General features: G+C 55.9%; 29 protein-coding genes. 20 read left to right on the forward strand and 9 right to left on the reverse strand.

Going from position 1 to position 26,705, the window contains the following annotated elements; translation table 11 throughout:
- Positions 1 to 32 precede the first annotated feature (32 nt).
- From cvpA to hisP, 8 genes are all read left to right on the forward strand, one after another.
- Positions 33 to 521, forward strand: coding sequence for a colicin V production protein (cvpA, locus tag INF77_RS09575; RefSeq protein ID WP_000262116.1), 489 nt, complete (start codon positions 33 to 35; stop codon positions 519 to 521).
- 33 nt (positions 522 to 554) lie between these two features.
- On the forward strand, positions 555 to 2,072 hold the full coding sequence (purF, locus tag INF77_RS09580; protein WP_014884664.1) for an amidophosphoribosyltransferase: 1,518 nt from the start codon (positions 555 to 557) through the stop codon (positions 2,070 to 2,072).
- An 88-nt stretch (positions 2,073 to 2,160) separates the two neighbouring features.
- Positions 2,161 to 2,730, forward strand: a complete 570-nt coding sequence (locus INF77_RS09585) for a UbiX family flavin prenyltransferase (RefSeq protein WP_028013957.1) — start codon at positions 2,161 to 2,163, stop codon at positions 2,728 to 2,730.
- Positions 2,731 to 3,020: 290 nt separating this feature from the next.
- Positions 3,021 to 3,803, forward strand: a complete 783-nt coding sequence (gene argT, locus INF77_RS09590) for a lysine/arginine/ornithine ABC transporter substrate-binding protein ArgT (RefSeq protein ID WP_028013956.1) — start codon at positions 3,021 to 3,023, stop codon at positions 3,801 to 3,803.
- Between the two features lie 213 nt (positions 3,804 to 4,016).
- Complete coding sequence (gene hisJ / locus INF77_RS09595) at positions 4,017 to 4,799, forward strand: histidine ABC transporter substrate-binding protein HisJ (RefSeq protein WP_028013955.1); 783 nt, start codon at positions 4,017 to 4,019, stop codon at positions 4,797 to 4,799.
- An 87-nt stretch (positions 4,800 to 4,886) separates the two neighbouring features.
- Complete coding sequence (locus INF77_RS09600; protein WP_028013954.1) at positions 4,887 to 5,573, forward strand: histidine ABC transporter permease HisQ; 687 nt, start codon at positions 4,887 to 4,889, stop codon at positions 5,571 to 5,573.
- A complete protein-coding gene (locus INF77_RS09605; protein WP_028013953.1) occupies positions 5,570 to 6,286 on the forward strand; it encodes an ABC transporter permease in 717 nt (238 codons plus the stop codon). Before INF77_RS09600 ends, INF77_RS09605 begins: the two co-directional genes overlap by 4 nt.
- A gap of 8 nt (positions 6,287 to 6,294) precedes the next feature.
- Positions 6,295 to 7,068, forward strand: a complete 774-nt coding sequence (gene hisP / locus INF77_RS09610; protein WP_028016220.1) for a histidine ABC transporter ATP-binding protein HisP — start codon at positions 6,295 to 6,297, stop codon at positions 7,066 to 7,068.
- 115 nt (positions 7,069 to 7,183) lie between these two features.
- On the opposite strand, the gene INF77_RS09615 is transcribed toward hisP, so the two are convergent.
- The 4 genes from INF77_RS09615 to yfcG form a co-directional block, all read right to left on the reverse strand.
- A complete protein-coding gene (locus INF77_RS09615; RefSeq protein WP_047367996.1) occupies positions 7,184 to 7,693 on the reverse strand; it encodes a GNAT family N-acetyltransferase in 510 nt (169 codons plus the stop codon).
- A 44-nt stretch (positions 7,694 to 7,737) separates the two neighbouring features.
- On the reverse strand, positions 7,738 to 8,631 hold the full coding sequence (locus INF77_RS09620; RefSeq protein ID WP_193532304.1) for a TIGR01777 family oxidoreductase: 894 nt from the start codon (positions 8,629 to 8,631) through the stop codon (positions 7,738 to 7,740).
- A 13-nt stretch (positions 8,632 to 8,644) separates the two neighbouring features.
- The gene (gene folX / locus INF77_RS09625; protein WP_028013950.1) at positions 8,645 to 9,013 is read right to left on the reverse strand and encodes a dihydroneopterin triphosphate 2'-epimerase; all 369 of its coding nucleotides are present in this window, start codon (positions 9,011 to 9,013) and stop codon (positions 8,645 to 8,647) included.
- A 75-nt stretch (positions 9,014 to 9,088) separates the two neighbouring features.
- Entirely contained in the window at positions 9,089 to 9,718 is a 630-nt protein-coding gene (gene yfcG, locus INF77_RS09630; protein ID WP_028013949.1) for a GSH-dependent disulfide bond oxidoreductase, read from the reverse strand.
- A gap of 140 nt (positions 9,719 to 9,858) precedes the next feature.
- Between yfcG and yfcF the strand changes: the two genes are divergently transcribed.
- The 3 genes from yfcF to yfcD are packed head-to-tail and all read left to right on the forward strand — an operon-like array spanning position 9,859 to position 11,732.
- Positions 9,859 to 10,503: a glutathione transferase gene (yfcF, locus tag INF77_RS09635; RefSeq protein WP_047367994.1), complete on the forward strand. Its 645-nt coding sequence runs from the start codon at positions 9,859 to 9,861 to the stop codon at positions 10,501 to 10,503.
- Positions 10,504 to 10,558: 55 nt separating this feature from the next.
- A complete protein-coding gene (yfcE, locus tag INF77_RS09640; RefSeq protein WP_028013947.1) occupies positions 10,559 to 11,110 on the forward strand; it encodes a phosphodiesterase in 552 nt (183 codons plus the stop codon).
- Positions 11,111 to 11,165: 55 nt separating this feature from the next.
- Positions 11,166 to 11,732: an NUDIX hydrolase YfcD gene (yfcD, locus tag INF77_RS09645; protein WP_006811396.1), complete on the forward strand. Its 567-nt coding sequence runs from the start codon at positions 11,166 to 11,168 to the stop codon at positions 11,730 to 11,732.
- Positions 11,733 to 11,735: 3 nt separating this feature from the next.
- Here the strand turns inward: yfcD and INF77_RS09650 are convergent, their stop codons facing one another.
- Positions 11,736 to 12,755 (reverse strand): LacI family DNA-binding transcriptional regulator, encoded by a 1,020-nt coding sequence (locus INF77_RS09650; protein ID WP_041908911.1) that lies wholly within the window; start codon positions 12,753 to 12,755, stop codon positions 11,736 to 11,738.
- 232 nt (positions 12,756 to 12,987) lie between these two features.
- Here INF77_RS09650 and INF77_RS09655 point away from each other — a divergent pair, with 232 nt between their 5' ends.
- From INF77_RS09655 to INF77_RS09675, 5 genes are all read left to right on the forward strand, one after another.
- Positions 12,988 to 13,431: a PTS sugar transporter subunit IIA gene (locus tag INF77_RS09655; RefSeq protein WP_047367993.1), complete on the forward strand. Its 444-nt coding sequence runs from the start codon at positions 12,988 to 12,990 to the stop codon at positions 13,429 to 13,431.
- Positions 13,432 to 13,511: 80 nt separating this feature from the next.
- Complete coding sequence (locus INF77_RS09660) at positions 13,512 to 13,784, forward strand: PTS sugar transporter subunit IIB (RefSeq protein ID WP_041908914.1); 273 nt, start codon at positions 13,512 to 13,514, stop codon at positions 13,782 to 13,784.
- Between the two features lie 21 nt (positions 13,785 to 13,805).
- Positions 13,806 to 15,197: a PTS ascorbate transporter subunit IIC gene (locus tag INF77_RS09665; protein WP_045631476.1), complete on the forward strand. Its 1,392-nt coding sequence runs from the start codon at positions 13,806 to 13,808 to the stop codon at positions 15,195 to 15,197.
- A complete protein-coding gene (locus INF77_RS09670) occupies positions 15,194 to 16,024 on the forward strand; it encodes a transketolase (protein WP_193532305.1) in 831 nt (276 codons plus the stop codon). The genes INF77_RS09665 and INF77_RS09670 overlap by 4 nt, the downstream gene beginning before the upstream one ends.
- The gene (locus INF77_RS09675; protein ID WP_193532306.1) at positions 16,017 to 16,970 is read left to right on the forward strand and encodes a transketolase family protein; all 954 of its coding nucleotides are present in this window, start codon (positions 16,017 to 16,019) and stop codon (positions 16,968 to 16,970) included. Before INF77_RS09670 ends, INF77_RS09675 begins: the two co-directional genes overlap by 8 nt.
- A gap of 107 nt (positions 16,971 to 17,077) precedes the next feature.
- On the opposite strand, the gene pta is transcribed toward INF77_RS09675, so the two are convergent.
- Positions 17,078 to 19,219, reverse strand: coding sequence for a phosphate acetyltransferase (gene pta, locus INF77_RS09680; protein ID WP_045259692.1), 2,142 nt, complete (start codon positions 19,217 to 19,219; stop codon positions 17,078 to 17,080).
- Between the two features lie 75 nt (positions 19,220 to 19,294).
- Positions 19,295 to 20,497 carry an acetate kinase gene (gene ackA, locus INF77_RS09685; RefSeq protein WP_041908924.1) on the reverse strand — a complete coding sequence of 401 codons (1,203 nt, stop codon included), beginning with the start codon at positions 20,495 to 20,497 and terminating at the stop codon, positions 19,295 to 19,297.
- Between the two features lie 337 nt (positions 20,498 to 20,834).
- On the opposite strand from ackA, the gene yfbV reads away from it, so the two are divergent.
- The 4 genes from yfbV to INF77_RS09705 all read left to right on the forward strand — a co-directional run bounded on the left by yfbV (position 20,835) and on the right by INF77_RS09705 (position 24,456).
- The gene (gene yfbV, locus INF77_RS09690) at positions 20,835 to 21,290 is read left to right on the forward strand and encodes a terminus macrodomain insulation protein YfbV (RefSeq protein WP_028013938.1); all 456 of its coding nucleotides are present in this window, start codon (positions 20,835 to 20,837) and stop codon (positions 21,288 to 21,290) included.
- 92 nt (positions 21,291 to 21,382) lie between these two features.
- The gene (locus INF77_RS09695; RefSeq protein WP_003861461.1) at positions 21,383 to 21,877 is read left to right on the forward strand and encodes a YfbU family protein; all 495 of its coding nucleotides are present in this window, start codon (positions 21,383 to 21,385) and stop codon (positions 21,875 to 21,877) included.
- Between the two features lie 11 nt (positions 21,878 to 21,888).
- The gene (locus INF77_RS09700; protein ID WP_041908926.1) at positions 21,889 to 22,548 is read left to right on the forward strand and encodes a sugar phosphatase; all 660 of its coding nucleotides are present in this window, start codon (positions 21,889 to 21,891) and stop codon (positions 22,546 to 22,548) included.
- Between the two features lie 75 nt (positions 22,549 to 22,623).
- On the forward strand, positions 22,624 to 24,456 hold the full coding sequence (locus INF77_RS09705) for an SLC13 family permease (protein ID WP_028013936.1): 1,833 nt from the start codon (positions 22,624 to 22,626) through the stop codon (positions 24,454 to 24,456).
- A gap of 52 nt (positions 24,457 to 24,508) precedes the next feature.
- Here INF77_RS09705 and yfbR read toward each other — a convergent pair whose 3' ends face one another.
- The gene (gene yfbR / locus INF77_RS09710) at positions 24,509 to 25,108 is read right to left on the reverse strand and encodes a 5'-deoxynucleotidase (protein ID WP_028013935.1); all 600 of its coding nucleotides are present in this window, start codon (positions 25,106 to 25,108) and stop codon (positions 24,509 to 24,511) included.
- 94 nt (positions 25,109 to 25,202) lie between these two features.
- Positions 25,203 to 26,417 carry an alanine transaminase AlaA gene (gene alaA, locus INF77_RS09715; RefSeq protein ID WP_193532307.1) on the reverse strand — a complete coding sequence of 405 codons (1,215 nt, stop codon included), beginning with the start codon at positions 26,415 to 26,417 and terminating at the stop codon, positions 25,203 to 25,205.
- Positions 26,418 to 26,705: the final 288 nt, after the last annotated feature.

A 26,705-nucleotide genomic window follows, 5' to 3' on the forward strand; every position in this document is an offset into this window, starting at 1 on the left:
TGGATGACAGGGCGTTTAATCGTGGGACACATATGGTCTGGATTGATTACGCCATCATTGCGGTGATTGGTTTTTCCTGTCTGGTTAGCCTGATCCGTGGCTTTGTTCGTGAAGCGTTATCGCTGGTAACCTGGGGTTGTGCTTTCTTTGTTGCCAGTCATTACTACACTTACCTGTCTGTCTGGTTCACGGGCTTTGAAGATGAACTGGTCCGAAATGGAATCGCCATCGCGGTGCTGTTTATCGCGACGCTGATTGTCGGCGCTATCGTGAATTACGTGATAGGTCAGCTGGTCGAGAAAACCGGTCTGTCAGGAACGGACAGGGTACTCGGGATCTGTTTCGGGGCATTACGAGGCGTGCTGATTGTGGCCGCGATCCTGTTCTTCCTGGATACCTTCACCGGGTTCTCCAAAAGCGAAGACTGGCAAAAATCGCAGCTCATTCCAGAGTTCAGCTTCATCATCAGATGGTTCTTTGACTATCTGCAAAGCTCGTCGAGTTTTTTGCCCAGGGCATAAACCCTGAGATGTGGCTTAACGAGGAAAAGACGAATGTGCGGTATTGTCGGTATCGCCGGTTTCATGCCGGTAAACCAGTCGATTTATGACGCGTTAACGGTGCTTCAGCACCGTGGGCAGGATGCTGCGGGTATCATCACCATTGATGCAAACAACTGCTTCCGTTTACGTAAGGCCAATGGCCTGGTAAACGATGTGTTTGAAGCCCGCCATATGCAGCGTCTGCAAGGTAATATGGGGATCGGTCACGTTCGTTATCCTACTGCTGGCAGTTCCAGCGCCTCTGAGGCACAGCCTTTCTACGTCAACTCACCGTATGGCATCACGCTTGCCCATAACGGCAACCTGACCAACGCTCATGAGCTGCGTAAGAAGCTGTTCGAAGAGAAACGTCGCCACATTAACACCACCTCTGATTCAGAAATCCTGCTCAATGTGTTCGCCAGCGAGCTGGATAACTTCCGTCACTACCCGCTGGAAGCAGACAATATCTTCGCTGCCATTGCCGCGACCAACCGCCAGATCCGCGGTGCGTACGCCTGCGTGGCGATGATCATCGGTCACGGCATGGTCGCCTTCCGCGATCCAAACGGCATTCGTCCGCTGGTGCTGGGCAAGCGCGACCTCGGCGATGGCCGTACCGAATATATGGTTGCCTCTGAGAGCGTGGCGCTGGATACCCTGGGCTTCGAATTCCTGCGCGACGTTGCGCCGGGCGAAGCGGTGTATATCACCGAGAAGGGCCAGCTGTTCACCCGTCAGTGTGCCGACAACCCGGTCAGCAACCCGTGCCTGTTTGAATACGTCTATTTTGCCCGTCCGGATTCGTTCATCGACAAGATTTCCGTCTACAGCGCGCGCGTCAATATGGGCACGAAGCTCGGCGAGAAGATTGCCCGCGAGTGGGACGATCTCGACATTGACGTGGTGATTCCTATCCCGGAAACCTCCTGCGATATCGCCCTGGAGATCGCCCGCATTCTGGACAAGCCGTACCGTCAGGGCTTCGTGAAGAACCGCTACGTTGGCCGCACGTTTATCATGCCGGGCCAGCACCTGCGCCGTAAGTCGGTGCGCCGTAAGCTGAACGCCAACCGCGCAGAATTCCGCGACAAAAACGTTCTGCTGGTGGATGACTCCATCGTTCGCGGCACCACCTCTGAGCAGATTATCGAGATGGCGCGCGAAGCGGGTGCGAAAAAAGTCTACCTGGCGTCTGCCGCGCCGGAGATTCGCTTCCCGAACGTGTACGGCATTGATATGCCAACCGCCAACGAGCTGATTGCTCACGGCCGTGAAGTGGATGAGATTCGCCAGATCATCGGTGCCGACGGCCTTATTTTCCAGGATCTGAACGATCTCATCGACGCGGTGCGCGCCGAGAATCCGGAGATTCAGCAGTTCGAATGCTCCGTGTTCAATGGCGTCTACGTGACGAAAGACGTTGACCAGCAGTACCTCGACTACCTTGATTCGCTGCGCAACGACGATGCGAAAGCCGTTCAGCTGCAAAACGATCTCGAAAGCTTAGAGATGCACAACGAAGGTTAATCTCTCCGCAGGTGAGGGCGCTCGCCCTCACTTGCAACTCCCCGCAAAATCCTGCACAGTCAGCCCAGAATTCAGCAAGGGCGAAATCATGAAACGACTCATAATAGGCATCAGCGGTGCCAGCGGCGCGATTTACGGCGTACGCCTGCTACAGGTTTTGCGTAACGTGGCAGAAGTGGAAACGCATCTGGTGATGAGCCAGGCGGCGCGGCAAACCCTCTCCCTTGAAACGGATCTCTCCCTGCGCGATGTCCAGGCGATGGCGGACGTGGTTCACGATGCCCGCGATATCGCCGCCAGCATCTCCTCAGGCTCGTTTAAAACCGCCGGTATGGTGATCCTGCCCTGTTCAATCAAAACGCTCTCCGGGATTGTGAACAGCTATACCGACACGCTGGTAACGCGCGCAGCGGACGTGGTGCTGAAGGAGCGCCGCCCGCTGGTGCTCTGCGTGCGGGAAACGCCGCTGCACCTGGGCCATCTGCGCCTCATGACCCAGGCCGCCGAGCTGGGTGCAGTGATCATGCCGCCGGTGCCGGCGTTCTATCACCGACCGCAGTCGCTGGACGATGTGATCAATCAGACCGTCAATCGCGTGCTGGATCAGTTTGACATCGACCTGCCCGAAGACCTCTTCACCCGCTGGCAGGGAGCCTGATTCTGTGCACAAATGCTGTGCATGAAAAGAGACGTTGCCCTGTTTCAGGGCAATTATGCAACGGCGATCATATCCTCGACATTTAATTCGCTTTTTCCCTTTTTCTCTTTCCGGTTCGTTCGGCAGACCTGCTATCTTTCACCATTAAGGCAATATCGCAACGTTTTATTAACATATTTAACGTCGAACTTTTGACCAGACGGCAATGTGGCATAAGACCTGCAAGAGAAGCCTGCAACACAACACACAACACAATACATAATAAAATCACGGTACTTGAGGGTAAATGTATGAAGAAGACGGTTCTGGCTCTGTCTTTGCTGGTGGGGTTAAGTGCGGCGGCAGGTAGCTACGCAGCGCTTCCACAGACGGTTCGTATCGGTACAGACGCAACCTACGCGCCATTCTCTTCCAAGGATGCGAAAGGCGATTTCGTGGGGTTTGATATCGATCTGGGAAATGAAATGTGCAAACGTATGGAAGTGAAATGCACATGGGTGGGCAGCGACTTCGACGCGTTAATCCCGTCGCTGAAGGCAAAGAAAATCGACGCCATTATCTCTTCTCTCTCCATCACCGAAAAACGCCAGCAGGAGATTGCCTTCTCTGACAAGCTCTACGCTGCGGATTCGCGTCTGATTGCCGCGAAAGGTTCCCCGATCCAGCCGACCATCGACTCGCTGAAAGGCAAGCATGTGGGCGTGCTCCAGGGCTCGACCCAGGAAGGTTACGCGAATGCCAACTGGCGCGAGAAGGGCGTCGACGTGGTGGCTTACCAGAACCAGGATCTGATCTACTCTGACCTGGCGGCAGGCCGTCTGGATGCCGCGTTCCAGGATGAAGTCGCGGCGAGCGAAGGCTTCCTGAAGCAGCCGGCCGGTAAAGATTACGCCTTTGCGGGCCCGTCCGTGAAAGACAAAAAATACTTTGGTGATGGCACCGGCATCGGCCTGCGTAAGGACGATAAAGAGCTGAAAGCCGCCTTTGACAAAGCATTCACGGAGCTGCGCAAAGACGGTACCTACGACAAACTGGCGAAGAAATACTTCGACTTCAACGTCTACGGTGACTAACGCACCAGCGTGGTGCGTCGCGGGTGTGGATGATTCAATATGGTGCAATTTGCGCACCATATTGGGTCGCTACGTGCATACTTAAGCATTTATAATGCAAAAATTCCCGTCTGATAGGCATTATTCTTTGCCTGACAGCGTGGATTAATGGCACATTAACCCCACCCCGTCGTCGTAAAAAAACCGTATGAAGACAGTTTGTTGAGGACAAATATGAAAAAACTCGTGTTGTCATTATCTCTGGTACTGGCCTTTTCCAGCGCCACCGCGGCCTTCGCAGCCATTCCGCAGAAAATTCGTATTGGCACCGATCCAACCTACGCGCCGTTTGAATCGAAGAATTCAAAGGGTGAACTGGTGGGTTTTGACATCGATCTGGCCAATGAGCTGTGCAAACGCATCAAAGCACAGTGTACTTATGTAGAGAACCCGCTGGATGCGCTGATCCCTTCACTGAAAGCTAAAAAAATAGACGTGATTATGTCCTCGCTTTCCATCACCGAGAAACGTCAGCAAGAGATTGCCTTCACCGACAAGCTCTATGCGGCCGATTCACGTCTGGTAGTGGCTAAGTCTTCTGACATTCAACCGACCCTCGAGTCGCTGAAGGGGAAACGCGTAGGCGTGCTGCAGGGCACCACGCAGGAAACCTACGGTAACGAACACTGGGCGCCGAAGGGGATTGAAATCGTCTCCTATCAGGGCCAGGAAAATATTTACGCAGACCTGACGGCAGGCCGTATTGATGCGGCATTCCAGGATGAAGTCGCGGCAAGCGAAGGTTTCCTGAAAACGCCGGTGGGTAAAGATTACAAGTTCGGCGGTCCGTCCATTAAGGATGAGAAGCTCTTTGGCGTGGGTACCGGTATGGGCCTGCGTAAGGAAGACAACGAACTGCGTGAGGCGCTGAACAAAGCGTTTGCTGAAATGCGCGCTGACGGTACCTACGATAAGCTGGCGAAAAAGTACTTCGATTTCAATGTGTACGGCGGCTAATCGCTCCGTCAAATAACGTGCGGCCCCTCCCGCTGGGGGAGGGGATAAGACACGGTTTACCACTCACGATACGACAGGGCTCGCGGTATGCTGTACGGATTTTCTGGCGTTATTTTACAGGGCGCGCTTGTCACCCTTGAGCTGGCTATCAGCTCCGTGGTGCTGGCGGTGCTGATAGGTCTGGCGGGCGCAGGGGCGAAGCTTTCGGCTAACAAACCGCTGGCGCTCATTTTCGAAGGCTATACCACGCTCATTCGCGGCGTACCCGATCTGGTGCTGATGCTGCTTATTTTTTACGGCCTGCAGATTGCCCTGAACAGCGTGACGGATGCGATGGGCATGGGACAAATTGATATCGACCCGATGGTGGCCGGTATTATCACCCTCGGTTTTATCTACGGTGCCTACTTCACGGAAACCTTCCGTGGCGCTTATATGGCGGTTCCCAGAGGACACATTGAAGCGGCAACCGCATTTGGTTTTACCTCTTCACAAACGTTTCGCCGGATTATGTTCCCGGCCATGATGCGCTATGCGCTGCCGGGCATCGGTAACAACTGGCAGGTTATCCTCAAAGCGACGGCGCTGGTCTCGCTGCTCGGTCTGGAAGACGTCGTGAAAGCGACTCAGCTGGCGGGCAAGAGCACCTGGGAGCCGTTCTACTTTGCGGTGGTCTGCGGCGCGATCTATCTGGTCTTTACGACCGTCTCCAATGGTGTGCTGCTTCTGCTCGAGCGTCGCTACTCCGTGGGTGTGAAGAGGGCTGACCTGTGATTGAGATTATTCAGGAATACTGGAAATCCCTGCTGTGGACGGATGGCTACCGCTTTACCGGCGTGGCGATCACGCTCTGGCTGCTGATTTCTTCCGTGGTGATGGGCGGCATTCTGGCGGTGTTTCTCGCCATCGGTCGCGTGTCGAACAATAAATTTATTCAGTTCCCGATTTGGCTGTTTACCTATGTGTTTCGCGGCACGCCGCTGTACGTGCAGCTGCTGGTGTTCTATTCGGGGATGTATACGCTGGAGATCGTAAAAGGCACGGAAATGCTGAATGCGTTCTTCCGCAGTGGCTTGAACTGTACGGTGCTGGCGCTAACGCTCAATACCTGCGCCTATACCACCGAGATTTTCGCCGGGGCCATTCGTTCCGTGCCGCACGGTGAGATCGAGGCCGCGCGCGCGTACGGCTTCTCCTCGGTGAAGCTTTACCGCTGCATTATTCTGCCGTCGGCGCTGCGCATTGCGCTACCGGCCTACAGCAACGAAGTGATTTTGATGCTGCACTCCACCGCGCTCGCCTTTACCGCCACGGTGCCGGACCTGCTCAAAATCGCGCGCGATATCAACTCCGCGACCTATCAGCCGTTTACCGCGTTTGGCATTGCGGCGGTGCTCTATTTAATTATCTCTTATGTTCTGATTAGCCTGTTCCGTAAGGCTGAAAAACGCTGGTTGCAGCATATAAAACCTTCTTCGACGCACTGAGAAAGATGATGGCTGAGAACAAATTAAACGTTATTGATTTGCACAAACGCTACGGCGAACATGAAGTGCTGAAAGGGGTGTCGCTGCAGGCTAACGCAGGCGACGTAATCAGTATCATCGGTTCATCCGGCTCGGGTAAAAGTACCTTCCTGCGCTGCATTAACTTCCTCGAAAAGCCGAGCGAAGGCTCGATTGTGGTGAGCGGGCAGAACATCAACCTGGTGCGTGACAAAGACGGCCAGCTGAAGGTGGCGGATAAGAATCAGCTGCGCCTGCTGCGTACGCGCCTGACGATGGTGTTCCAGCATTTCAACCTCTGGAGCCACATGACGGTGCTGGAGAACGTGATGGAAGCGCCGGTTCAGGTGCTCGGCCTAAGCAAGCAGGAAGCCCGGGAACGCGCGGTGAAATACCTGGCGAAAGTGGGGATCGATGAGCGCCAGCAGATGAAGTATCCGGTACACCTCTCCGGCGGCCAGCAGCAGCGTGTCTCCATCGCCCGCGCGCTGGCGATGGAGCCGGAAGTGCTGCTGTTCGACGAACCGACCTCCGCGCTGGACCCGGAACTCGTAGGCGAAGTGCTGCGCATCATGCAGAAGCTGGCCGAAGAGGGCAAAACGATGGTGGTGGTGACGCACGAGATGGGCTTCGCCCGTAACGTCTCGAACCACGTGATTTTCCTGCATCAGGGGAAAATTGAAGAGCAGGGGCACCCTGACGAGGTGCTGGCAAACCCGCAGAGCCCGCGTTTGCAGCAGTTCCTTAAAGGCTCCCTGAAGTAACGGGAGTTCTCCCTCTCCCTGTGGGAGAGGGGTGGGGTGAGGGCAATCAGATCGCAGTATAGCCCAATCGCCCGGTGGCGCTTCGCTTACCGGGCCTACGGGCCGGGTGAGGGCATCAGGCCGCACCACACTCCAGCCGATAGACCCAGTCGTCATAGCGCACGCCGTCAATCTCATACGCCTTTTCCAGCACCTGCGTACGCACAAACCCGGCTTTCTCCAGCACGCGCACCGACCCGCCGTTGTCCGCCAGTACGTACGCGTTAATCGCCTTCACGCCGGTCTGGTTGAACGCATAATCACACACCGCGCGCAGCGCCTCGCTGGCAATCCCTTTTCCCTGCGCGGCGGGCACAACCGTATAACCGATGTCCGCCTCTTCACGATTCTCAGGACTGATTTGCAGGCCGATATCGCCGAGTGGCGTATCTTCATTCAGAAAGCGGATCACGAAGACATGCTCCGCCATCAGGCGTGCGGCAAACACGCGTCGGGTCTCTTTCTCAGGCGCAATCGCGGCCATATAGCGCATAATATCGCGGTTTTCGCGCAGCGAGCGGAAGAACGCCCAGTCAGAGGGTTCGAAAGGGGTGAGGTGAAGCCGGGGAGTGGTGATGGTTGCCATTGTTACGCCATTTCATCGGAACATGGCGTATCACTGTAACATATTCAGCGTACCACATCCCCCAGCGCCTCTTCTAAGTCATACCAGCGAAACGCAAACCCCGCCGCTTCCAGCCGTTTTGGCAGCGCGCGCTGACCGCCCAGCACTAGCACGGACGCTTCGCCCATCAACAGGCGAATTGCCGTCGCAGGCACGCGCAATATCGCCGGGCGATGCAGGGCATGGCCCAGCGCGTGGGCAAACTGTTCATTTCGCACCGGATACGGCGCAACCATGTTAAACGGCCCGCGCAGATCGTTATCCAGCAGCCAGATAATGCCGTTCACCATATCGTCGATATGGATCCAGGCCAGGTACTGTCGCCCGTTGCCGATCGGCCCGCCGAGCCCCAGCCTGAAGGGCGGAAGCATTTTACCCAGAATGCCGCCTTTCGGCGCAAGCACCACGCCGGTACGCAGCAGGCAGACGCGGGTATTATCGCTTTGCGCCGCGCAGGCGATGCGCTCCCACTGGGCGCAGAGTTTATGGGTGAACTCGTTGTGGGGCGGCTCTTCCTCGGTCACCACCACTTCGCCGAGATCGCCGTAATAGCCCGTCGCAGAGCCTGAAATCAGCACCGACGGCGGGGTCTGGCTGTTGCGAATCAGCTCAACCAGCTTCTCGGTGATGTTCCAGCGGCTGCTGCACAACCGCTGTTTCTGCTCTTCGGTCCAGCGCTTATCGGCGATGGGTTCACCCGCAAGGTTGATGACGGCGTCGAAGCCGTCCAGATTCTGCCGATCGGCCAGCCCTTTCCAGATATCGACCCCCGCGCCCAGCACCTGGCGCGCTTTCTCCGGGCTGCGGGTCACTACGGTAATGTCATGATGCAGCGCCTCCAAACGCGCAATGAGATGGCGCCCAATCAGGCCAGTACCGCCGGTCAGCAGAATCTTCATACAACCTCCAGGTTTACGCCTGGCGTCGCCAGCTTAACGTCATGGAGACGGAGTCGGCATAGCGCAGGGCGTGAAGTTTATCGATCTCTACTTCAGCATAAGTGACCCAGTGATGATCGCGTGCGATATCGAGCACATCCTGGGTTAATTTTTCCAGCAGAGAGAAGCGGTTGTTTTCCACGTACTGGATGATGTTTTTAGTGATCGTGCGATAGTTCAGCGCGTCATTGATGTCTTCACTGGCCCGCGCTTTGTCTGCCGGGTAGTGAATCACCACATTAATGACAATATCCTGACGGTTGGCAATCTCTTCCTCTTTGATACCAATGAACGTGCGCAAGCGTAAATTTTTTATACGAATAATAGCGTCTGGCTGTGACATTGCAGGTCTTCTCCGTGTCAGTATTTCCCGCCCATAATACATGAGAGCCTCTCAGCCACCCAGCCTCATAGGTGATTAAACCTGCTGGATTTTTTGCATTGCGCGTTCGGTGGCCGGGCGGGTCCGGATACGCTCAAACCAGTTGTTCACCGCCGGGTAAGACGCTAAGTCAATCCGGTGTTTATCATGCGTATTTACCCACGGCCAGCAGGCGATATCGGCAATGCTGTAATGGTCGCCCCCGAGCCACGGCGTTTTCTCCAGCCGCTGGTTCAGAACGCCGTAAAGACGCTGGGTTTCAACCTGATATCGCTCAATGGCGTAAGGAATGGTCTGCGGCGCGAAGGCGGTGAAGTGGTGGTTCTGCCCCAGCATCGGCCCAAAGCCGCTTGACTGCCAGAAAAGCCACTGCAGAGTGTGGTGACGCTCGCGCAGTTCACCGCTCAGCAGCTTGCCGGTTTTCTCTGCCAGATAAAGCAAAATTTCACCGGATTCAAACAGGCTCAACGGCCTGCCTCCGTCCGCCGGCTGGCTATCAATAATGGCCGGAATTTTATTGTTGGGCGAAATAGCCAAAAACACAGGGTTGAACTGTTCGCCTTTGCTGATATCCACGCGGATGATTCTGTAATCCAGTTCGGCTTCTTCGAGAAAGAGGGTGATCTTGTGGCCGTTTGGGGTAGGGGCGTAATAAAGGTCAATCATTCTCAACTCCTGTCCATGCGAATAGTGGTGCCATGACAAATGAGTATAGGTGCTTGTTGTAAATCGTGAGTTTTCATCAAGTGACAGCGAAGCAAAGAGATTATATGTTGAGTAAAAACCGATCAGCCGATGAGGATGTTATGAACCAGCCCGTAATTACGTTGTGGTCCGATGCAAATTTCTTTTCTCCCTATGTTATGAGCGTTTACGTCGCGCTGGCCGAAAAGGGGCTCTCTTTTACGCTGAAGACCGTCGATCTCGACGGTGGTGAACACCTCAAACCCCAGTGGCAGGGTTACGACCTGACGCGACGCGTGCCGGTGCTGGAACTGGATGGTTTTGCACTGAGCGAATCCTCGGCGATCGATGAATATCTGGAAGATCGTTTTGCGCCGCCGGAGTGGGAGCGCATCTATCCTCACGATCTGCAAAAGCGCGCCCGCGCCCGGCAGATCCAGGCGTGGCTGCGTAGCGACCTGGTGCCGATTCGCGTCGAGCGCTCCACGGATGTCGTGTTTGCCGGTGTGAAAAAGCCAGCGCTCAGCGCAGAAGGCGTCGACAGCGCGCAAAAGCTGATTGAAACTGCAGCCTCGCTGCTCGCTCACGGCAACCCGAACCTGTTCGGTGAATGGTGTATTGCCGATACCGATCTGGCGCTGATGCTGAACCGTTTGATCCTCAACGGCGATGAGGTCCCTCAACTGCTGGTGGACTATGCGGCGTTCCAGTGGCAGCGAGCCTCCGTACAGCGCTATGTGGCACTCTCCGCTAAGCGCGCGGGCTGATAAGCCCTGACGCTTCAGGTATGATAAGGGGAGTTTTTTTACCAGGGAGTGACGGATGAAACTGATGTTTGCGTCAGATATCCATGGATCGCTGCCCGCGACCGAGCGAGTGCTTTCTCTGTTTTCGCAAAGCGGGGCCCAATGGCTGGTGATTCTGGGGGATGTGTTAAATCATGGTCCGCGTAATGCGCTGCCGGAAGGCTATGCCCCGGCGCAGGTGGCGGAAAAGCTTAACCCGTTTGCCTCGCGCATTATCGCCGTTCGCGGTAATTGCGACAGCGAAGTCGACCAGATGCTGCTGCATTTTCCCCTTACCGCGCCATGGCAACAGGTTCTGCTGGAAAACAGCCGCCTGTTTCTGACCCACGGACACCTTTTCGGCCCGGATAATCTCCCGGCGCTCGCGGCTGGCGATGTCCTGGTTTACGGCCATACTCATATTCCGGTGGCTGAAAAACGCGGTGAGATTTATCACTTTAATCCGGGGTCGGTCAGCATCCCGAAAGGCGGATATCCTGCGAGCTATGGCCTGCTGGATGGAAATACCCTGAGCGTTATCGCACTTAATGATCAGCAAGTTATTGCGCAGGTAGCGATTAATCCGTAAGTTACACCACAACTGCAAACGCGCCGAAAGAGCGCTTAGACGAGAAGGTTTCCCGATGGTGGAGCAGAATCATTTGGCAAGTACTGAATGGGTTGACATTGTCAGCGAAGAAAATGAAGTGATCGCGCAGGCGAGCCGCGAACAAATGCGTGCAGAGCGCCTGCGTCACCGTGCAACGTACATCGTTGTGCATGACGGCATGGGCAAGATTCTGGTCCAGCGCCGCACGGACACCAAAGATTTTCTTCCGGGCATGCTTGATGCCACCGCAGGCGGCGTCGTGCAGGCCGATGAAGTGCTGCTGGATTCCGCACGTCGTGAAGCGGAAGAAGAGTTAGGTATCGCCGGGGTGCCGTTTGCCGAGCACGGGCAGTTCTATTTCGAAGACGAACATTGCCGCGTCTGGGGTGGACTGTTTAGCTGCGTTTCCCATGGGCCTTTCGCCCTGCAGGAAGAGGAAGTGAGCGAAGTCTGCTGGATGACGCCGGAAGAGATTACCGCCCGCTGCGACGAGTTCACGCCGGATTCGTTAAAAGCGCTGGCGCTGTGGATGACCCGCAACGCCAAAAACGAATCCGCTAAGCCGGAAAACAAAGCGGAAAAAGAGGAAGAGGCTGAGTAAGCCTTAACAGCTTTCCCGCAGGCACAGGCTGGACGCGATGGGTTTTTGGTCGCGCCAGTCTCCGTCATTCAGACGTTCCAGTAGCGCTTTACCTGCCTCAATCCCAATCTTTCGATGCGGTACCGCCATCGTCGTCAGCGGCGGCTGGCAGACGCGGCTCACGTCGCTATCGCCAAAGCCCACGACAGCCAGATCGTCCGGCACTTTAATGCGTCGACGCTGACACTCATACAGCGCGCCGCAGGCCAGCTCGTCTGATACGCACACCAGCGCATCCAGCTCCGGCCACGCCAGCAAGAACTCTGGCAGCTGTGCCGCGCCAGTCGAGAAGCTCGGCGGCATCGCCGCGTTAATCACCCGGTTTGGCGACAGATGATGGCGCAGCATCGCCTTGTACCAGCCCTGCAAATGCTGCTGGAAAATCCACTGCTCCTGGTTGGCGCACAGCAGGCCGATATTCTGGTAGCCGCGCCTAATCACCATTTCTGTCAGCTCGTACATGGCCGCCACGTTATCGATCCCGATATTCATATCGATCGGATCGGCGCGCATCGCACCCATCTCCATTACCGGAATCGAGGCGTTTTTCAGCCAGTGGCGAACAGTGTCGGTGTGCTCGACGCTGAGCAAAATCGCGGCGGCGATATTTGACGCCAGCAGGGTCTCAAGCAGCTTCTCTTCCTGCTCAAGCCGATGCTGGGACTCTGCCAGCATGATCTGGTATCCGGCGGGCTGCAGCACCTGCTGTAGGCCCGCAAACATTTCAGAGCAACCGGCTTCGGAAAGGTTGGGAACAACCATCGCAATCGTCCATGAGGACGCGGATGCCAGTGCGCTGGCGGCGAGATTGGGCATATAACCCAGCTCCTGCACCGCAGCTTCAATTTTTTCACGCAGTTTATCGGAAACCTGTTCGGGCGTGCGGAGCGCACGGGAGACGGTCATCGTGCCGACTCCGGCAAGCTGCGCGACATCAGCGAGCGTGACTTTTCCGGTACTGCGCCGTTTTCGGGTTAAAGACATACACCTTCCTGCTGACCAGACGCGTTCTTTTTTCCTTCATTTCAGGTGACAGGCAGTATACGCCTTAAATCCCTTTTTTTGCTGTGATTTCACACCATGATTACATTTTGATAGCGCTATCACATTTCTGCATGTTGGTAATTGGTAGCGCTATCTTTGTGATCGCGATCGCAGTCAATGATTGATGGGTTGAATAAAGTTTGCCCATCTTTAGCGTTTGGCGGGAGGGAAAATGCTCAAAAAGTGGATATATGATACAACCATCACGCTGCAGGATAGCGTGGAAAGCTGGCCACAGGCGCTGGAGATATGCGCGAAACCGCTGCTGGATCTGCAGGTGATTGCACCGGAGTACGTGACGGCAATCATTCAGCAGCACCATACGTTAGGACCCTATTATGTGCTGGCACCAGGGCTAGCCATGCCGCATGCGCGGCCGGAGGAAGGCGCCAAAGGACTGGGCTTGTCATTACTAAAACTAAAACAGGGCGTCTCTTTTGGTGCCGGAGAGTTTGACCCTGTCGATCTGATTATTATGCTTGCGGCACCGGATAAACATAGCCATATCGAAATGATATCCGCGCTCGCTGAATTATTTTCCAGCGACGAAGATATGGAGAAATTACATCAGGCGAATACCCTGGAGGACATTAAAACCATTATTGACCGCTTCTGATTTAATTTTTTAATCCGATTATTCACAACATTACGCGCCAGCGTGATGGGGCGTGCTCTACTCAAAATAAGGGGACAACAATGAAAATCATGGCTATTTGCGGTTCTGGCCTGGGCAGCAGTTTTATGGTCGAAATGAACATTAAAAAAGTGCTTAAAAAGCTGGACATTGAGGCCGAGGTTGAACACTCCGATCTCTCCTCCGCCACGCCGGGCGCGGCGGACCTGTTCGTGATGGCGAAAGACATTGCGGCCAGCGCCAGCGTGCCGGAAAGCCAGCTGGTGGTGATCAACAACATCATTGATATCAACGAACTCGAAGCGCAGCTGCGCGCCTGGTTCGACAGACAATAACCCTGATAAGGCGAGGTGGATATGTTTATCCTTGAAACGCTGAATTTCGTTGTCGATATTTTAAAAGTCCCTTCGGTGCTGGTGGGTTTAATTGCGTTAATTGGTCTGGTCGCGCAGAAAAAAGCGTTTTCTGATGTCGTAAAAGGCACAATTAAAACGATTCTCGGCTTTATTGTACTGGGCGGTGGCGCCACGGTGCTGGTGGGGTCGTTAAACCCGTTAGGCGGTATGTTTGAGCACGCTTTTAATATCCAGGGCATTATTCCAAACAATGAAGCGATTGTGTCGATCGCGCTGGAAAAATACGGTGCCTCGACCGCGCTGATCATGGCCTTCGGCATGGTGGCGAACATTGTCGTCGCGCGCTTTACCCGCCTGAAGTACATCTTCCTGACCGGGCACCACACCTTCTACATGGCGTGCATGATTGGCGTGATCCTGACGGTCGCAGGCTTCGAGGGAGTAGGGCTGGTATTTACCGGTTCGCTGATCCTCGGCCTGATTATGGCCTTTTTCCCGGCGATTGCGCAGCGCTATATGAAGCGTATTACCGGCAACGATGAGATCGCCTTCGGTCATTTCGGTACGCTGGGCTACGTGCTGTCCGGCTGGATTGGCAGCAGGGTCGGCAAAGGCTCGCGCTCCACCGAAGAGATGAACCTGCCGAAAAACCTCAGCTTCCTGCGCGACAGTTCGATCTCCATCTCCCTGACCATGATGATTATCTACCTGATCATGGCGGTAAGCGCCGGGCGTGAGTACGTGGAGTCCACCTTCAGCGGCGGGCAAAACTACCTGGTCTACGCCATCATCATGGCGATCACCTTCGCGGCGGGCGTGTTCATCATCCTGCAGGGCGTGCGCCTGATTCTGGCGGAAATCGTCCCGGCCTTTACCGGCTTCTCAGAAAAACTGGTGCCGAACGCGCGTCCGGCGCTGGACTGCCCGGTGGTCTACCCGTATGCGCCAAACGCGGTGCTGATTGGCTTCCTGTTCAGCTTCCTCGGGGGAATTGTGGGGTTGTTGATCTGCGGTCAGTTTAGCTGGGTGCTGATCCTGCCGGGCGTAGTGCCGCACTTCTTCACCGGCGCAACGGCGGGCGTGTTCGGTAACGCCACCGGTGGACGCCGCGGGGCAATGATAGGCGCCTTTGCTAACGGCCTGCTGATTACCTTCCTCCCGGTCCTGCTGCTGCCGGTACTGGGTGCGATTGGCTTTGCTAACACCACCTTCTCGGACGCCGACTTCGGCGCGGTCGGGATTGTGCTGGGCAACCTGGCGCGCTTCCTGTCACCGCTTGCCATCACCGGGCTGGTTGTGGCGCTGTTCGCGCTGCTGGTGGCCTACAACATCTTCGCGAAAAACAAACCTGCGGGTAGTAACGCGCAGGAAAATACCGGAGCCAAATCATGAATGAGAACAAGATAACCGAACTGGCGCGTCAGATCCGTCTTGAAACCCTCAAATCCCTGACGCAGCTGGGCTTTGGGCACTACGGCGGCAGCATGTCGGTGGTGGAAACCCTGGCGGTGCTGTACGGCGCCGTGATGAAGATCGACCCGGCGGATCCGGACTGGCCTGAGCGCGATTACTTTGTGCTGTCGAAAGGTCATGCAGGCCCGGCGCTCTACAGCACCCTGGCGATTAAGGGCTACTTCCCGGTTGAAGAGTTGAGCACGCTGAACCAGAACGGCACGCGTCTGCCCAGCCACCCGGACCGCCTGAAAACGCGCGGCGTGGATGCCACCACCGGCTCGCTGGGGCAGGGGATCTCCATTGCGGGCGGTATGGCACTCTCGCACAGGCTGGCCGGGCGACCGAATCGGGTCTTCTGCATCGTTGGCGACGGCGAGCTGAACGAAGGCCAGTGCTGGGAAGCGTTCCAGTTTATCGCTCACCATCGTCTGAACAACCTGACCGTGTTCGTGGACTGGAACAAACAGCAGCTCGACGGCGAACTGGACGAAATCATCTGTGCCTTCGACCTGGAGGGCAAATTCCGCGCCTTTGGCTTTGACGTGGTGACGGTCAAAGGGGATGACATTCCGGCACTGCTGAAGGTGACTTCAAGGGTACCGGAGGCCGATGCGCGTCCGCGGGTGGTGATCCTCGACAGCATCAAAGGGCAGGGCGTGCCTTACCTGGAACAGCTCAGCAACTCGCACCACCTGCGATTGACCGCGGAGAGCAAAGCGGCCCTCAATGAGACGATTCGCCAACTGGAGGCTTCACATGATTAAGGTTGCACCGGCAGGACAGAAAGACGCCGTTGAGATGCGCAAGGTCTACGCGGGCTTTGTGGCAAAGCAGATTGAGGCCGGCAGCGAGATTATCGCCCTGGAAGCGGACCTGATGAGTTCAATGGCGATGGACGGCGTAGCGCGCGATTATCCGCAGCACGTGATTAACTGCGGCATTATGGAGGCCAACGTCATCGGCACTGCGGCGGGGCTGTCGCTCACCGGCCGTAAGCCGTTCGTGCACACTTTCACCGCGTTTGCCAGCCGCCGCTGCTTCGACCAGCTGTTTATGTCCCTGGACTACCAGCGCAACAACGTGAAGGTGATTGCCTCGGATGCGGGCGTGACGGCCTGCCACAACGGTGGGACGCACATGTCCTTCGAGGATATGGGCATCGTGCGCGGTCTGGCGCATTCGGTGGTGCTGGAAGTTACCGATGCGGTGATGTTCGAGGATGTGCTGCGTCAGCTTATCGATCTCGAAGGCTTCTACTGGGTGCGCACCATCCGCAAGCAGGCGCCGAGCGTCTATGCGCCGGGCTCAACCTTCACCATTGGCAAAGGCAACGTGTTGCGCGAGGGAAGCGATATCACGCTGATTGCCAACGGCGTCATGGTGGCGGAAGCGCTGGAGGCGGCGCGCCAGCTGGAACAGGAGGGGGTAAGCGCAGCGGTCATCGACATGTTTACCCTGAAGCCCATCGATCGGATGCTGGTGAAAAACTATGCCGAGAAAACCGGGCGTATTGTGACCTGCGAAAACCACAGTATTCACAACGGTCTCGGGTCAGCGGTGGCGGAAGTGCTGGTGGAGACCTGCCCGGTGCCGATGCGTCGCGTGGGCGTGAAGGAGCGTTACGGCCAGGTGGGCACACAGGACTTCCTGCAAAAAGAGTATGGCCTGACGGCGCATGACATTGTGTCGGCGGCGCGGGAGCTGCTGTAATAAAAAAAGGCGACCGTGTGGTCGCCTTTTTGTTGCCCGGTGGCGCTGGCGCTTACCGGGTCTACGGTCCTGTAGGCCGGATAAGCGAAGCGCCATCCGGCAAAACATTACTGCTGCTGCGAAGACTGAATCGCCGTCAGCGCGATGGTGTAGACGATATCGTCAACCAGCGCACCGCGGGACAGGTCGTTCACAGGCTTGCGCATGCCCTGCAGCATTGGCCCGATGGAGATCAGGTCGGCAGAACGCTGTACCGCTTTGTAGGTGGTGTTACCGGTGTTCAGATCCGGGAAGATGAACACGGTAGCGCGACCGGCAACCGGCGAGTTCGGCGCTTTGGATTTCGCCACGTCAGCCATTACCGCGGCGTCGTACTGCAGCGGGCCGTCGATCATCAGGTCTGGACGTTTTTCCTGCGCAATACGGGTCGCTTCACGGACTTTCTCTACGTCGCTACCTGCACCAGAGGTGCCGGTGGAGTAGGAGAGCATTGCTACGCGCGGCTCGATACCGAAAGCGGTCGCGGAGTCCGCAGACTGGATAGCGATTTCTGCCAGCTGTTCTGCGGTAGGATCCGGGTTGATCGCGCAGTCGCCGTAAACGTAAACCTGTTCAGGCAGCAGCATGAAGAACACGGAGGAGACCAGCGAGCTGCCCGGTGCGGTTTTGATCAGCTGCAACGGTGGACGGATGGTGTTCGCGGTGGTGTGAACCGCACCGGAAACCAGACCGTCAACTTCGTCCTGCTCCAGCATCAGTGTGCCCAGCACGACGTTGTCTTCCAGCTGCTCGCGCGCAACCGCTTCGGTCATGCCCTTGTTCTTACGCAGCTCAACCAGACGGGCAACGTAGCTTTCGCGAACCACTTCCGGGTCAACGATTTCGATGCCTGTGCCCAGCTCAACGCCCTGAGACGCCGCAACGCGGTTGATCTCATCCGGGTTACCCAGCAGCACGCAGGTCGCGATGCCGCGCTCTGCACAGATAGCCGCCGCTTTAACGGTACGTGGCTCGTCGCCTTCTGGCAGAACCACGCGTTTGCCCGCTTTACGCGCCAGCTCGGTCAGCTGGTAGCGGAAGGCTGGAGGAGACAGACGGCGGCTGCGCTCGGAGGTCGCGGTCAGGGATTCGATCCAGTCCGCGTTGATGTAGCCCGCAACGTATTCCTGAACTTTCTCGATACGCTCGTGGTCATCAACCGGCACTTCCAGGTTGAAGCTTTGCAGGCTCAGAGAGGTCTGCCAGGTGTTGGTGTTGACCATGAAGACTGGCAGGCCGGTAGCGAACGCTCGTTCGCACAGCTTGCTGATGCGCGCGTCCATTTCGTAGCCGCCGGTCAGCAGGATTGCACCGATTTCCACGCCGTTCATCGCCGCCAGGCAGGCAGCAACCAGCACGTCCGGACGGTCTGCGGAGGTCACCAGCAGGGAACCTGCGCGGAAGTGCTCCAGCATGTGCGGAATGCTGCGCGCACAGAAGGTCACGGACTTCACGCGGCGGGTGTTGATATCGCCTTCGTTAACGATGGTCGCGTTCAGGTGACGCGCCATATCGATTGCACGGGTGGCAATCAGATCGAAGCTCCATGGCACTGCGCCGAGTACAGGCAGCGGGCTGGATTCCTGCAGCTTTGCCGGATCAACCTTGATGACTTTCGCTTTGGAAGAGTCGTCGAAGATTTCGGACAGGTCAGGACGCGTACGGCCCTGTTCATCAACCGGTGCGTTCAGTTTGTTAACGATCACGCCGGTGATGCTGGTGTTTTTCGCGCCGCCGAAGCTGCTGCGCGTCAGTTCGATACGCTCTTTCAGCTGCTCTGGGGTATCAGTCCCCTGAGACATCACGAAAACGATCTCTGCGTTCAGGGTTTTCGCGATTTCAAAGTTCAGGGACTGGGCAAACTGGTGTTTGCGGGTCGGGACCAGGCCTTCAACCAGCACCACTTCCGCGTCCTGCGCGTTAGCGTGGTAGTTGGCGATGATCTCTTCCATCAGCACGTCTTTCTGGTTGCTGGAGAGCAGAGACTCAACGTGGCTCATCTTCAGCGGTTCAGCCGCAGGTAGATTGGAATTCTTACGCACGATGGTGGTGGTCTGGTCTGGCGCATCGCCACCGGCACGAGGCTGGGCAATAGGCTTAAAGACGCTCAGACGAACGCCTTTGCGTTCCATAGCGCGGATCACGCCGAGGCTGACGCTGGTCAGGCCGACGCTGGTTCCGGTAGGGATCAGCATAATAGTACGGGACACGGTTTATCCTCTTTCGTTACCGCCGCGTTGGGCGGGTTACAAAACAGCACCGCCAGCATTGCTGGCGGTGTGGAATCAGGCAGTCAGGCGGCACGCGTCTTGCGCGATGACCAGCTCTTCGTTAGTTGGGATAACGATAGCCGGGCGGGTGCCTTCTTTGTTGATGAAGCCAGACTTGCCGAAGCGGGCAGCCAGGTTACGCTCGTGATCGACTTCGAAGCCCAGTACGCCCAGTTTGCCCAGGGACAGTTCACGTACCATTGCCGCGTTCTCACCGATGCCGCCGGTGAAGATAACCGCGTCCAGACGACCATCCATCAGCGCGGTGTAAGAACCGATGTACTTCGCCAGACGGTGGCAGTAAACGTCCATTGCACGCTTCGCGTCTTCTTTGCTGTCGTAGTTGTCTTCAACGTAACGGCAGTCGCTGGTGACTTCGGTCAGACCCAGCAGGCCAGACTCTTTGGTCAGCATTTTGTTGATGTCGTCAACGCTCATGCCCAGAGTGTCGTGCAGGTGGAAGATGATCGCCGGGTCGATGTCACCGGAACGGGTACCCATCACCAGACCTTCCAGCGGGGTCAGACCCATAGAGGTATCAACACATTTACCGTTGCGGATAGCAGAAACAGAACCACCGTTGCCCAGGTGGCAGGTGATGATGTTGACTTCTTCAACCGGCTTGTTCAGGACTTTTGCGGCTTCCTGAGTCACATAGAAGTGGCTGGTGCCGTGCGCGCCGTAGCGACGAACGCCGTGCTCTTTGTACAGGCTGTACGGCAGGGCATAGAGGTAAGACTCTTCCGGCATGGTCTGATGGAACGCGGTGTCAAACACGGCCACGTTTTTGTCTTTCAGATTCGGGAAGGACTTCAGCGCTTCAGCGATACCGATCAGGTGCGCCGGGTTATGCAGCGGAGCAAAAGAGGCAGAGTCTTTGATGCCCTGGATAACAGAGTCGTCGATGACAACGGAGCTGGTGTATTTTTCGCCGCCGTGGACGATACGGTGACCAATCGCAGTCAGCTGAGCAGACAGTTCTGGTTTTTGTGCCAGAATAGTGTTAACGATAAAGTTCAGCGCTTCACTGTGAGCGGCGCCTGCACCTAAAGCCGCTTCTTGTTTGCTGCCGTCCATCTTCCACTTGATACGTGCTTCAGGCAGATGGAAACATTCGGCCAAACCAGAGAGGTACTCGTCACCGTTGAGCGCATCGATGATGGCGAATTTCAGTGAAGAGCTACCGCAGTTCAGAACCAGTACTAACTTACTCGACATGGAAGTACCTATAATTGATACGTGGCTAAAAAAACGTCAATGAGCCTAAAAGCGTAACGCAAGCTGACCCAGACGTTTATGATTAACATCATGCCAAACGAACATTCTGGCAGGATGGAAGAAATACCTATGATTTTAAGCCATTTTGAACATTTTTCAGACAATGGCATAATATGCGATAATTTGACGAGTTAACGCTTCTCGTCTACGGCCCTATCAGGCTGGCACAGAATACCCGATACGGGGTAGCGATGACAAAATATTTTGAACGTTGTCATAGCCTGTTGTGGTTTTGCACAAAAATTTTAATTTTTATATGTGAAGTTGAGGTACAGCCATGTCGACACCCGAAATCCCGTCCGTGAGCTTTTTCAGTCTGTTTCGTCGGGGACAGCATTACGCAAAGACGTGGCCAATGGAAAAGCGCCTTGCGCCAATGTTTATTGAGAATCGCACGATCCGCGCCACGCGCTATGCGATTCGCTTTATGCCTCCGGTCGCTATCTTTACTCTGTGCTGGCAAATCGCCCTCGGTGGACAGCTAGGTCCTGCCGTCGCAACGGCGCTCTTCGCGTTAAGTCTGCCGATGCAGGGGCTGTGGTGGTTAGGCAAACGCTCCATAACGCCGCTTCCGCCTTCTATTTTACACTGGTTTTATGAAGTGCGTGGAAAACTGGAGGAGGCCGGGCAGGCGCTGGCCCCGGTTGAAGGCAAGCCGGATTACCAGGCGCTGGCGGACACGTTAAAGCGTGCTTTTAAGCAGCTGGATAAAACATTCCTCGATGACTTGTGATTGATCATCGAAACGACTAACAAAAGAAGGCACAGTAACACACCGTTACCGTGTCTTTTTTTTACAGTGCAATGCGCTACAGGAGTCGAAAGATGGAAATGACCCATGCTCAACGTCTGATTTTGTCTAACCAGTACAAGATGATGACTATGCTTGATCCCGATAACGCTGCGCGCTACAGCCGCCTGCAAACCATCGTCGAACGCGGTTTTGGTTTGCAAATGCGCGAACTGGACCGCGAGTTTGGCGAGCTGAAAGAAGAAACCTGCCGCATCGTGATCGACATTATGGAGATGTATCACGCTCTGCACGTCTCCTGGACGAACCTCAAAGACCAGCAGACCATTGACGAACGTCGCGTGACCTTCTTAGGCTTTGATGCCGCGACGGAAGCGCGCTATCTGAGCTATGTTCGCTTTATGGTGAACACCGAAGGGCGCTACACCCATTTTGATGCGGGAACGCACGGCTTCAACGCCCAAACCCCCATGTGGGATAAATATCAACGTATGCTGAGCGCGTGGCACGCCTGCCCGCGTCAGTACCATTTAAGCAGCAACGAAATTCAACAAATCATTAATGCCTGACGGAGGTGCGTGTGCAGTGTAAAGGTTTTCTGTTTGATCTGGACGGTACGCTGGTGGATTCGCTGCCGGTGGTGGAACGCTCGTGGTGCCACTGGGCCGACCGGCACGGCATCGACCACCAGGACGTGCTGAATTTTATCCATGGCAAACAGGCCATTACCTCATTGCGGCACTTTTTAGCGGGGCGTTCTGAGGAAGAGATCCAGGCGGAGTTCAAATACCTGGAGCAGATTGAGGCCACCGACACCGAGGGCATTACCGCGCTGCCCGGGGCGCGCGAACTGCTTGAGCATCTGAATGAAGCGCAGATCCCGTGGGCTATCGTCACCTCCGGCTCTGTTCCGGTCGCGCATGCCCGCCATAAGGCGGCCGGTTTACCGAAGCCAGAGGTGTTCATTACGGCTGAGCGCGTTAAACGCGGCAAGCCGGAGCCGGATGCGTTTCTGCTTGGTGCAGAAATGCTGGGCTTCGCGCCTGCAGAGTGTGTGGTGGTGGAAGATGCGGCCGCTGGCGTGCTGGCCGGGCTGAACGCCGGGAGCCACGTCATTGCCGTTAACGTTCCGGCTGGATCTCCACGCCTGGACGAGGCGGACTTTGTGATTCATTCCCTGACGGCGCTGGCGGTGTCAAAAGCGCCCGACGGAGTTGTAACCGTCTCGCTAAAAATGTAATCCCATGATATAGCCCCACGCTGCTGGGGCTTTTTTATGGCAAAATTTCTCATCTTCCACTGACAAGGATAGGTTGTGAACGGTGAACTGATCTGGGTTCTGAGCCTGCTTTTAATCGCCATTATTCTCTTCGCCACAGGCAAGGTGCGCATGGATGCCGTCGCCCTGTTTGTCATCGTCGCGTTTGTGCTGAGCGGCACGCTCACGCTACCGGAAGCCTTCTCCGGGTTCAGCGACCCCAACGTTATCCTTATAGCTGCCCTGTTTATCATCGGCGACGGCCTTGTTCGCACCGGCGTGGCGACCATCATGGGCGCGTGGTTGGTTAAGGTGGCCGGCAGCAGTGAAACCAAAATGCTGATCTACCTGATGCTGACGGTCGCCGGACTGGGGGCGTTTATGAGCTCAACGGGCGTGGTCGCTATTTTTATTCCGGTGGTGCTGAGCGTTTCAATGCGGATGCAGAGCTCGCCGTCGCGCCTGATGATGCCCCTGAGCTTTGCCGGTTTGATCAGCGGAATGATGACGCTGGTGGCGACGCCGCCGAACCTGGTTGTCAACAGCGAGCTGATTCGTGAAGGGTTTCAGGGCTTCAGCTTTTTCAGCGTTACCCCGCTTGGGCTGGTGATTCTGGCGATGGGCGTGGTCTACATGCTGCTGACCCGTTTTGCCCTCAAAGGCGACAAACAGGATAAGAATAAAGAGGGGTGGAAGCGACGTACCTTCCGCGATCTGATCAAAGAGTACCGCCTCACCGGGCGGGCGCGCCGTCTGGCCATTCGCCCCGGCTCGCCGATGGTCGGCCAGCGGCTCGACGACCTTAAGCTGCGCGAGCGTTATGGCGCGAACGTGATCGGGGTTGAGCGCTGGCGTCGTTTTCGCCGGGTGATCGTTAACGTGAACGGGGTATCAGAGTTCCGCGCGCGTGACGTCCTGCTGATTGATATGTCAACGGCGGACGTGGATCTGCGAGAGTTCTGTAGCGAGCAGCTGCTGGAGCCGATGGTGCTACGCGGCGAGTATTTCTCCGACCAGGCGCTGGATGTGGGGATGGCCGAAGTGTCGCTGATACCGGAATCGGAACTGCTGGGTAAAACCGTGCGTGAAATGGGGTTCCGTACCCGCTATGGCCTGAACGTAGTGGGGCTGAAGCGTGATGGCGTGGCGATGGAAGGGGCCGTCGTCGATGAGCCGATCCTGCTGGGCGATATCTTTCTCGTGGTCGGCAACTGGAAGCTGATAAGCCAGCTCGGGCAAAAAGGGCGTGATTTTGTGGTGCTCAACATGCCGGTCGAGGAGAGCGATGCCTCCCCGGCGCACAGCCAGGCGCCCCATGCGATTTTCTGTCTGGTGCTGATGGTGGCGCTGATGCTGACCGATGAAATCCCTAATCCGGTCGCGGCCATTATCGCCTGCCTGCTGATGGGGAAATTCCGCTGCATTGACGCCGAAAGCGCGTATAAAGCCATTCACTGGCCGAGCATTATTCTTATCGTCGGGATGATGCCCTTTGCCCTGGCACTGCAAAAAACCGGCGGGGTAGATCTGATCGTAAAAGGCTTGATGGACGTGGGCGGCGGGTATGGACCGTACATGATGATGGTCTGTCTGTTTGTCATGTGCGCCACGATAGGGTTATTTATCTCGAATACCGCGACGGCGGTGCTGATGGCGCCCATTGCGCTGGCGATGGCGAAATCCATGGGGGTGTCGCCGTACCCGTTTGCGATGATGGTCGCGATGGCGGCATCCGCGGCGTTTATGACGCCGGTTTCATCGCCGGTGAACACGCTGGTGCTGGGGCCGGGGAATTATAAGTTCAGCGATTTCGTGAAGCTGGGCGTGCCGTTCACCGTGCTGGTGATGGTGGTGTGCGTGGTGTTAATTCCGGTTTTATTCCCGTTTTAGCGTGAGCGCAGAAACGTAGGCCGGGTAAGGCGAAGCCGCCACCCGGCTAAAATTACAACGGTGAATCCTGGCTAATCTCGTCCAGCGATAGATGGAAGCTCGGCACAAATACCTGCATGAAGTAGTCCATCTCTTCGCTGCGGCGGGATTCCAGCGTTTTTTCCAGACGCGTTTTTGCCAGTAAAAACTCATTATTGCCCGCAGACAGCTCTTCCAGACACTTCAGATAGGCGCACAGCGCGTCGGCCTGTTTGACCAGCGACTTTTCATCTTCCGTATACTGATGCTCGTCGATGAGCGGTTCAAAGATATCGCGCAGCTCTTCGGGCACCATCTCGATAAGCTTCTGCTGGGCAATCTTCTCGATAGCCTTATATTCCTGAGCAATCTGAGAATTGAAATATTTCACTGGCGTAGGCAGGTCGCCGGTCAGCACCTCTGATGCGTCGTGGTACATCGCCAGCAAAGCGATGCGCTCGGCATTCACCTGCCCGTTAAATTTGCGATTCTTAATGGCAGCCAGCGCATGAGCAACCATAGCAACCTGCAGGCTATGCTCAGACACGTTCTCTGTACGCACGTTGCGCATCAGCGGCCAGCGGTTGATCAGTTTCAGGCGGGAGAGGTGGGCAAAGAAATGGCTCTGACTCATAGGTTACCTTTTGTCTTCACTGCGACAGGACTTCATTGTGCGGGGAGGGGAGGGAAGATGCAAATCAGGCTACCGAAGTAGCCTGATTTTAAGATTACTGATGGTATCCAGAGAGGAATCGCCCGAAGCGGCTGATAGCCATTTCGAGATCGTCTTCACGTGGCAGGGTCACGATACGCACGTGGTCCGGCCACGGCCAGTTAAACGCCGTTCCCTGAACCAGCAGCACTTTTTCCTGCAACAGGAAATCGAGCACCATTTTCTGATCGTCGTGGATATTGAAGCGCTTCGCGTCAATTTTCGGGAACATATACAGCGCCCCGTTCGGCTTCACGCAGGAGACGCCCGGGATATCGTTGATCAGTTCCCATGCGCGGTTACGCTGTTCGTACAGGCGACCGCCAGGGACGATAAACTCGCTGATGCTCTGGTAGCCGCCCAGCGCCGTCTGGATCGCGTGCTGAGCAGGCACGTTGGCGCAAAGACGCATCGACGCCAGCATCTCAAGCCCTTCAATATAGCCTTTTGCGTGCTTTTTCGGGCCGTTCAGCACCATCCAGCCCTGACGGAAACCGGCCACGCGGTAGGTTTTAGACAGTCCGTTAAAGGTGACGGTCAGCAGGTCGGGTGCCAGCGCGGCGATAGAGTGGTGCTGCGCCGCGTCGTACAGGATCTTGTCGTAGATTTCGTCAGCGAAGATGATCAGGTTGTGCTGGCGGGCAATCTCCACGATCTCCATCAGCAGCTCTTTTGAATAGACCGCGCCCGTCGGGTTGTTCGGGTTGATGATCACAATCCCACGCGTGCGAGGCGTGATTTTCGCGCGAATGTCATCCAGATCCGGGAACCAGTCAGAGGATTCGTCGCAAAGATAATGTACCGCTTTACCGCTGGAGAGCGATACGGCAGCGGTCCACAGCGGATAGTCCGGCGCGGGAACCAGCATTTCGTCACCGCTGTTCAGCAGCGCCTGCATGGCCTGAACAATAAGTTCGGAGACGCCGTTGCCGATATAGATATCTTCGACGGTAACGTCACGCATACTGCGCGCCTGGTAGTGCTGCATAATGGCTTTACGGGCGGAGTAAAGTCCCTTTGAGTCACAATAGCCTTGTGCCGTAGGCAGGTTGCGGATCACATCAACCAGAATTTCATCCGGCGCTTCAAAACCAAATGGCGCGGGGTTGCCGATGTTGAGCTTCAGAACCTTGTTGCCTTCTTCTTCAAGGCGTTTTGCCTCTTTCAGAACCGGGCCACGGATGTCATAACAGACGTTATCTAGCTTGCTGGATTTTTCGATAGGGGACATGAACCTTTAACCTTTTCGCTATTATTGCCACTCCCTGCCGTGGAAGTCAGCACGGAATAATGTACTCCCCCCACGCTTCGTTTTGAAGGGTGTGCAGAAGAAGATTTTGTGCTCATAGCGAAATTGTGATGAATCTTTTTAACTATTGACTGACGCTTTCACTGCCTTAACGTCATGTACAAACCATAAATAAAGGTTGATTGTGCTACTGATTTATGTGAATTATGTATATTGTTCTGATGGAAAATAAAAAATGTGCAGACAACAAGCAGAAGTTACGCTGGGTGA

The sequence above is a fragment of the Enterobacter cloacae complex sp. P1B genome (assembly GCF_014982345.1).
Classification (GTDB): domain Bacteria; phylum Pseudomonadota; class Gammaproteobacteria; order Enterobacterales; family Enterobacteriaceae; genus Enterobacter; species Enterobacter bugandensis.

Excerpts from the sequence above, each read along its gene's own strand:
- cvpA (WP_000262116.1), top strand. The coding sequence starts at position 33 with ATGGTCTGGATTGATTACGCCATCATTGCGGTGATTGGTTTTTCCTGT.
- purF (WP_014884664.1), top strand. The coding sequence starts at position 555 with ATGTGCGGTATTGTCGGTATCGCCGGTTTCATGCCGGTAAACCAGTCG.
- INF77_RS09585 (WP_028013957.1), top strand. The coding sequence starts at position 2,161 with ATGAAACGACTCATAATAGGCATCAGCGGTGCCAGCGGCGCGATTTAC.
- argT (WP_028013956.1), top strand. The coding sequence starts at position 3,021 with ATGAAGAAGACGGTTCTGGCTCTGTCTTTGCTGGTGGGGTTAAGTGCG.
- hisJ (WP_028013955.1), top strand. The coding sequence starts at position 4,017 with ATGAAAAAACTCGTGTTGTCATTATCTCTGGTACTGGCCTTTTCCAGC.
- INF77_RS09600 (WP_028013954.1), top strand. The coding sequence starts at position 4,887 with ATGCTGTACGGATTTTCTGGCGTTATTTTACAGGGCGCGCTTGTCACC.
- hisP (WP_028016220.1), top strand. The coding sequence starts at position 6,295 with ATGGCTGAGAACAAATTAAACGTTATTGATTTGCACAAACGCTACGGC.
- INF77_RS09615 (WP_047367996.1), bottom strand. The coding sequence starts at position 7,693 with ATGGCAACCATCACCACTCCCCGGCTTCACCTCACCCCTTTCGAACCC.
- INF77_RS09620 (WP_193532304.1), bottom strand. The coding sequence starts at position 8,631 with ATGAAGATTCTGCTGACCGGCGGTACTGGCCTGATTGGGCGCCATCTC.
- folX (WP_028013950.1), bottom strand. The coding sequence starts at position 9,013 with ATGTCACAGCCAGACGCTATTATTCGTATAAAAAATTTACGCTTGCGC.
- yfcG (WP_028013949.1), bottom strand. The coding sequence starts at position 9,718 with ATGATTGACCTTTATTACGCCCCTACCCCAAACGGCCACAAGATCACC.
- yfcF (WP_047367994.1), top strand. The coding sequence starts at position 9,859 with ATGAACCAGCCCGTAATTACGTTGTGGTCCGATGCAAATTTCTTTTCT.
- yfcE (WP_028013947.1), top strand. The coding sequence starts at position 10,559 with ATGAAACTGATGTTTGCGTCAGATATCCATGGATCGCTGCCCGCGACC.
- yfcD (WP_006811396.1), top strand. The coding sequence starts at position 11,166 with ATGGTGGAGCAGAATCATTTGGCAAGTACTGAATGGGTTGACATTGTC.
- INF77_RS09650 (WP_041908911.1), bottom strand. The coding sequence starts at position 12,755 with ATGTCTTTAACCCGAAAACGGCGCAGTACCGGAAAAGTCACGCTCGCT.
- INF77_RS09655 (WP_047367993.1), top strand. The coding sequence starts at position 12,988 with ATGCTCAAAAAGTGGATATATGATACAACCATCACGCTGCAGGATAGC.
- INF77_RS09660 (WP_041908914.1), top strand. The coding sequence starts at position 13,512 with ATGAAAATCATGGCTATTTGCGGTTCTGGCCTGGGCAGCAGTTTTATG.
- INF77_RS09665 (WP_045631476.1), top strand. The coding sequence starts at position 13,806 with ATGTTTATCCTTGAAACGCTGAATTTCGTTGTCGATATTTTAAAAGTC.
- INF77_RS09670 (WP_193532305.1), top strand. The coding sequence starts at position 15,194 with ATGAATGAGAACAAGATAACCGAACTGGCGCGTCAGATCCGTCTTGAA.
- INF77_RS09675 (WP_193532306.1), top strand. The coding sequence starts at position 16,017 with ATGATTAAGGTTGCACCGGCAGGACAGAAAGACGCCGTTGAGATGCGC.
- ackA (WP_041908924.1), bottom strand. The coding sequence starts at position 20,497 with ATGTCGAGTAAGTTAGTACTGGTTCTGAACTGCGGTAGCTCTTCACTG.
- yfbV (WP_028013938.1), top strand. The coding sequence starts at position 20,835 with ATGTCGACACCCGAAATCCCGTCCGTGAGCTTTTTCAGTCTGTTTCGT.
- INF77_RS09695 (WP_003861461.1), top strand. The coding sequence starts at position 21,383 with ATGGAAATGACCCATGCTCAACGTCTGATTTTGTCTAACCAGTACAAG.
- yfbR (WP_028013935.1), bottom strand. The coding sequence starts at position 25,108 with ATGAGTCAGAGCCATTTCTTTGCCCACCTCTCCCGCCTGAAACTGATC.
- alaA (WP_193532307.1), bottom strand. The coding sequence starts at position 26,417 with ATGTCCCCTATCGAAAAATCCAGCAAGCTAGATAACGTCTGTTATGAC.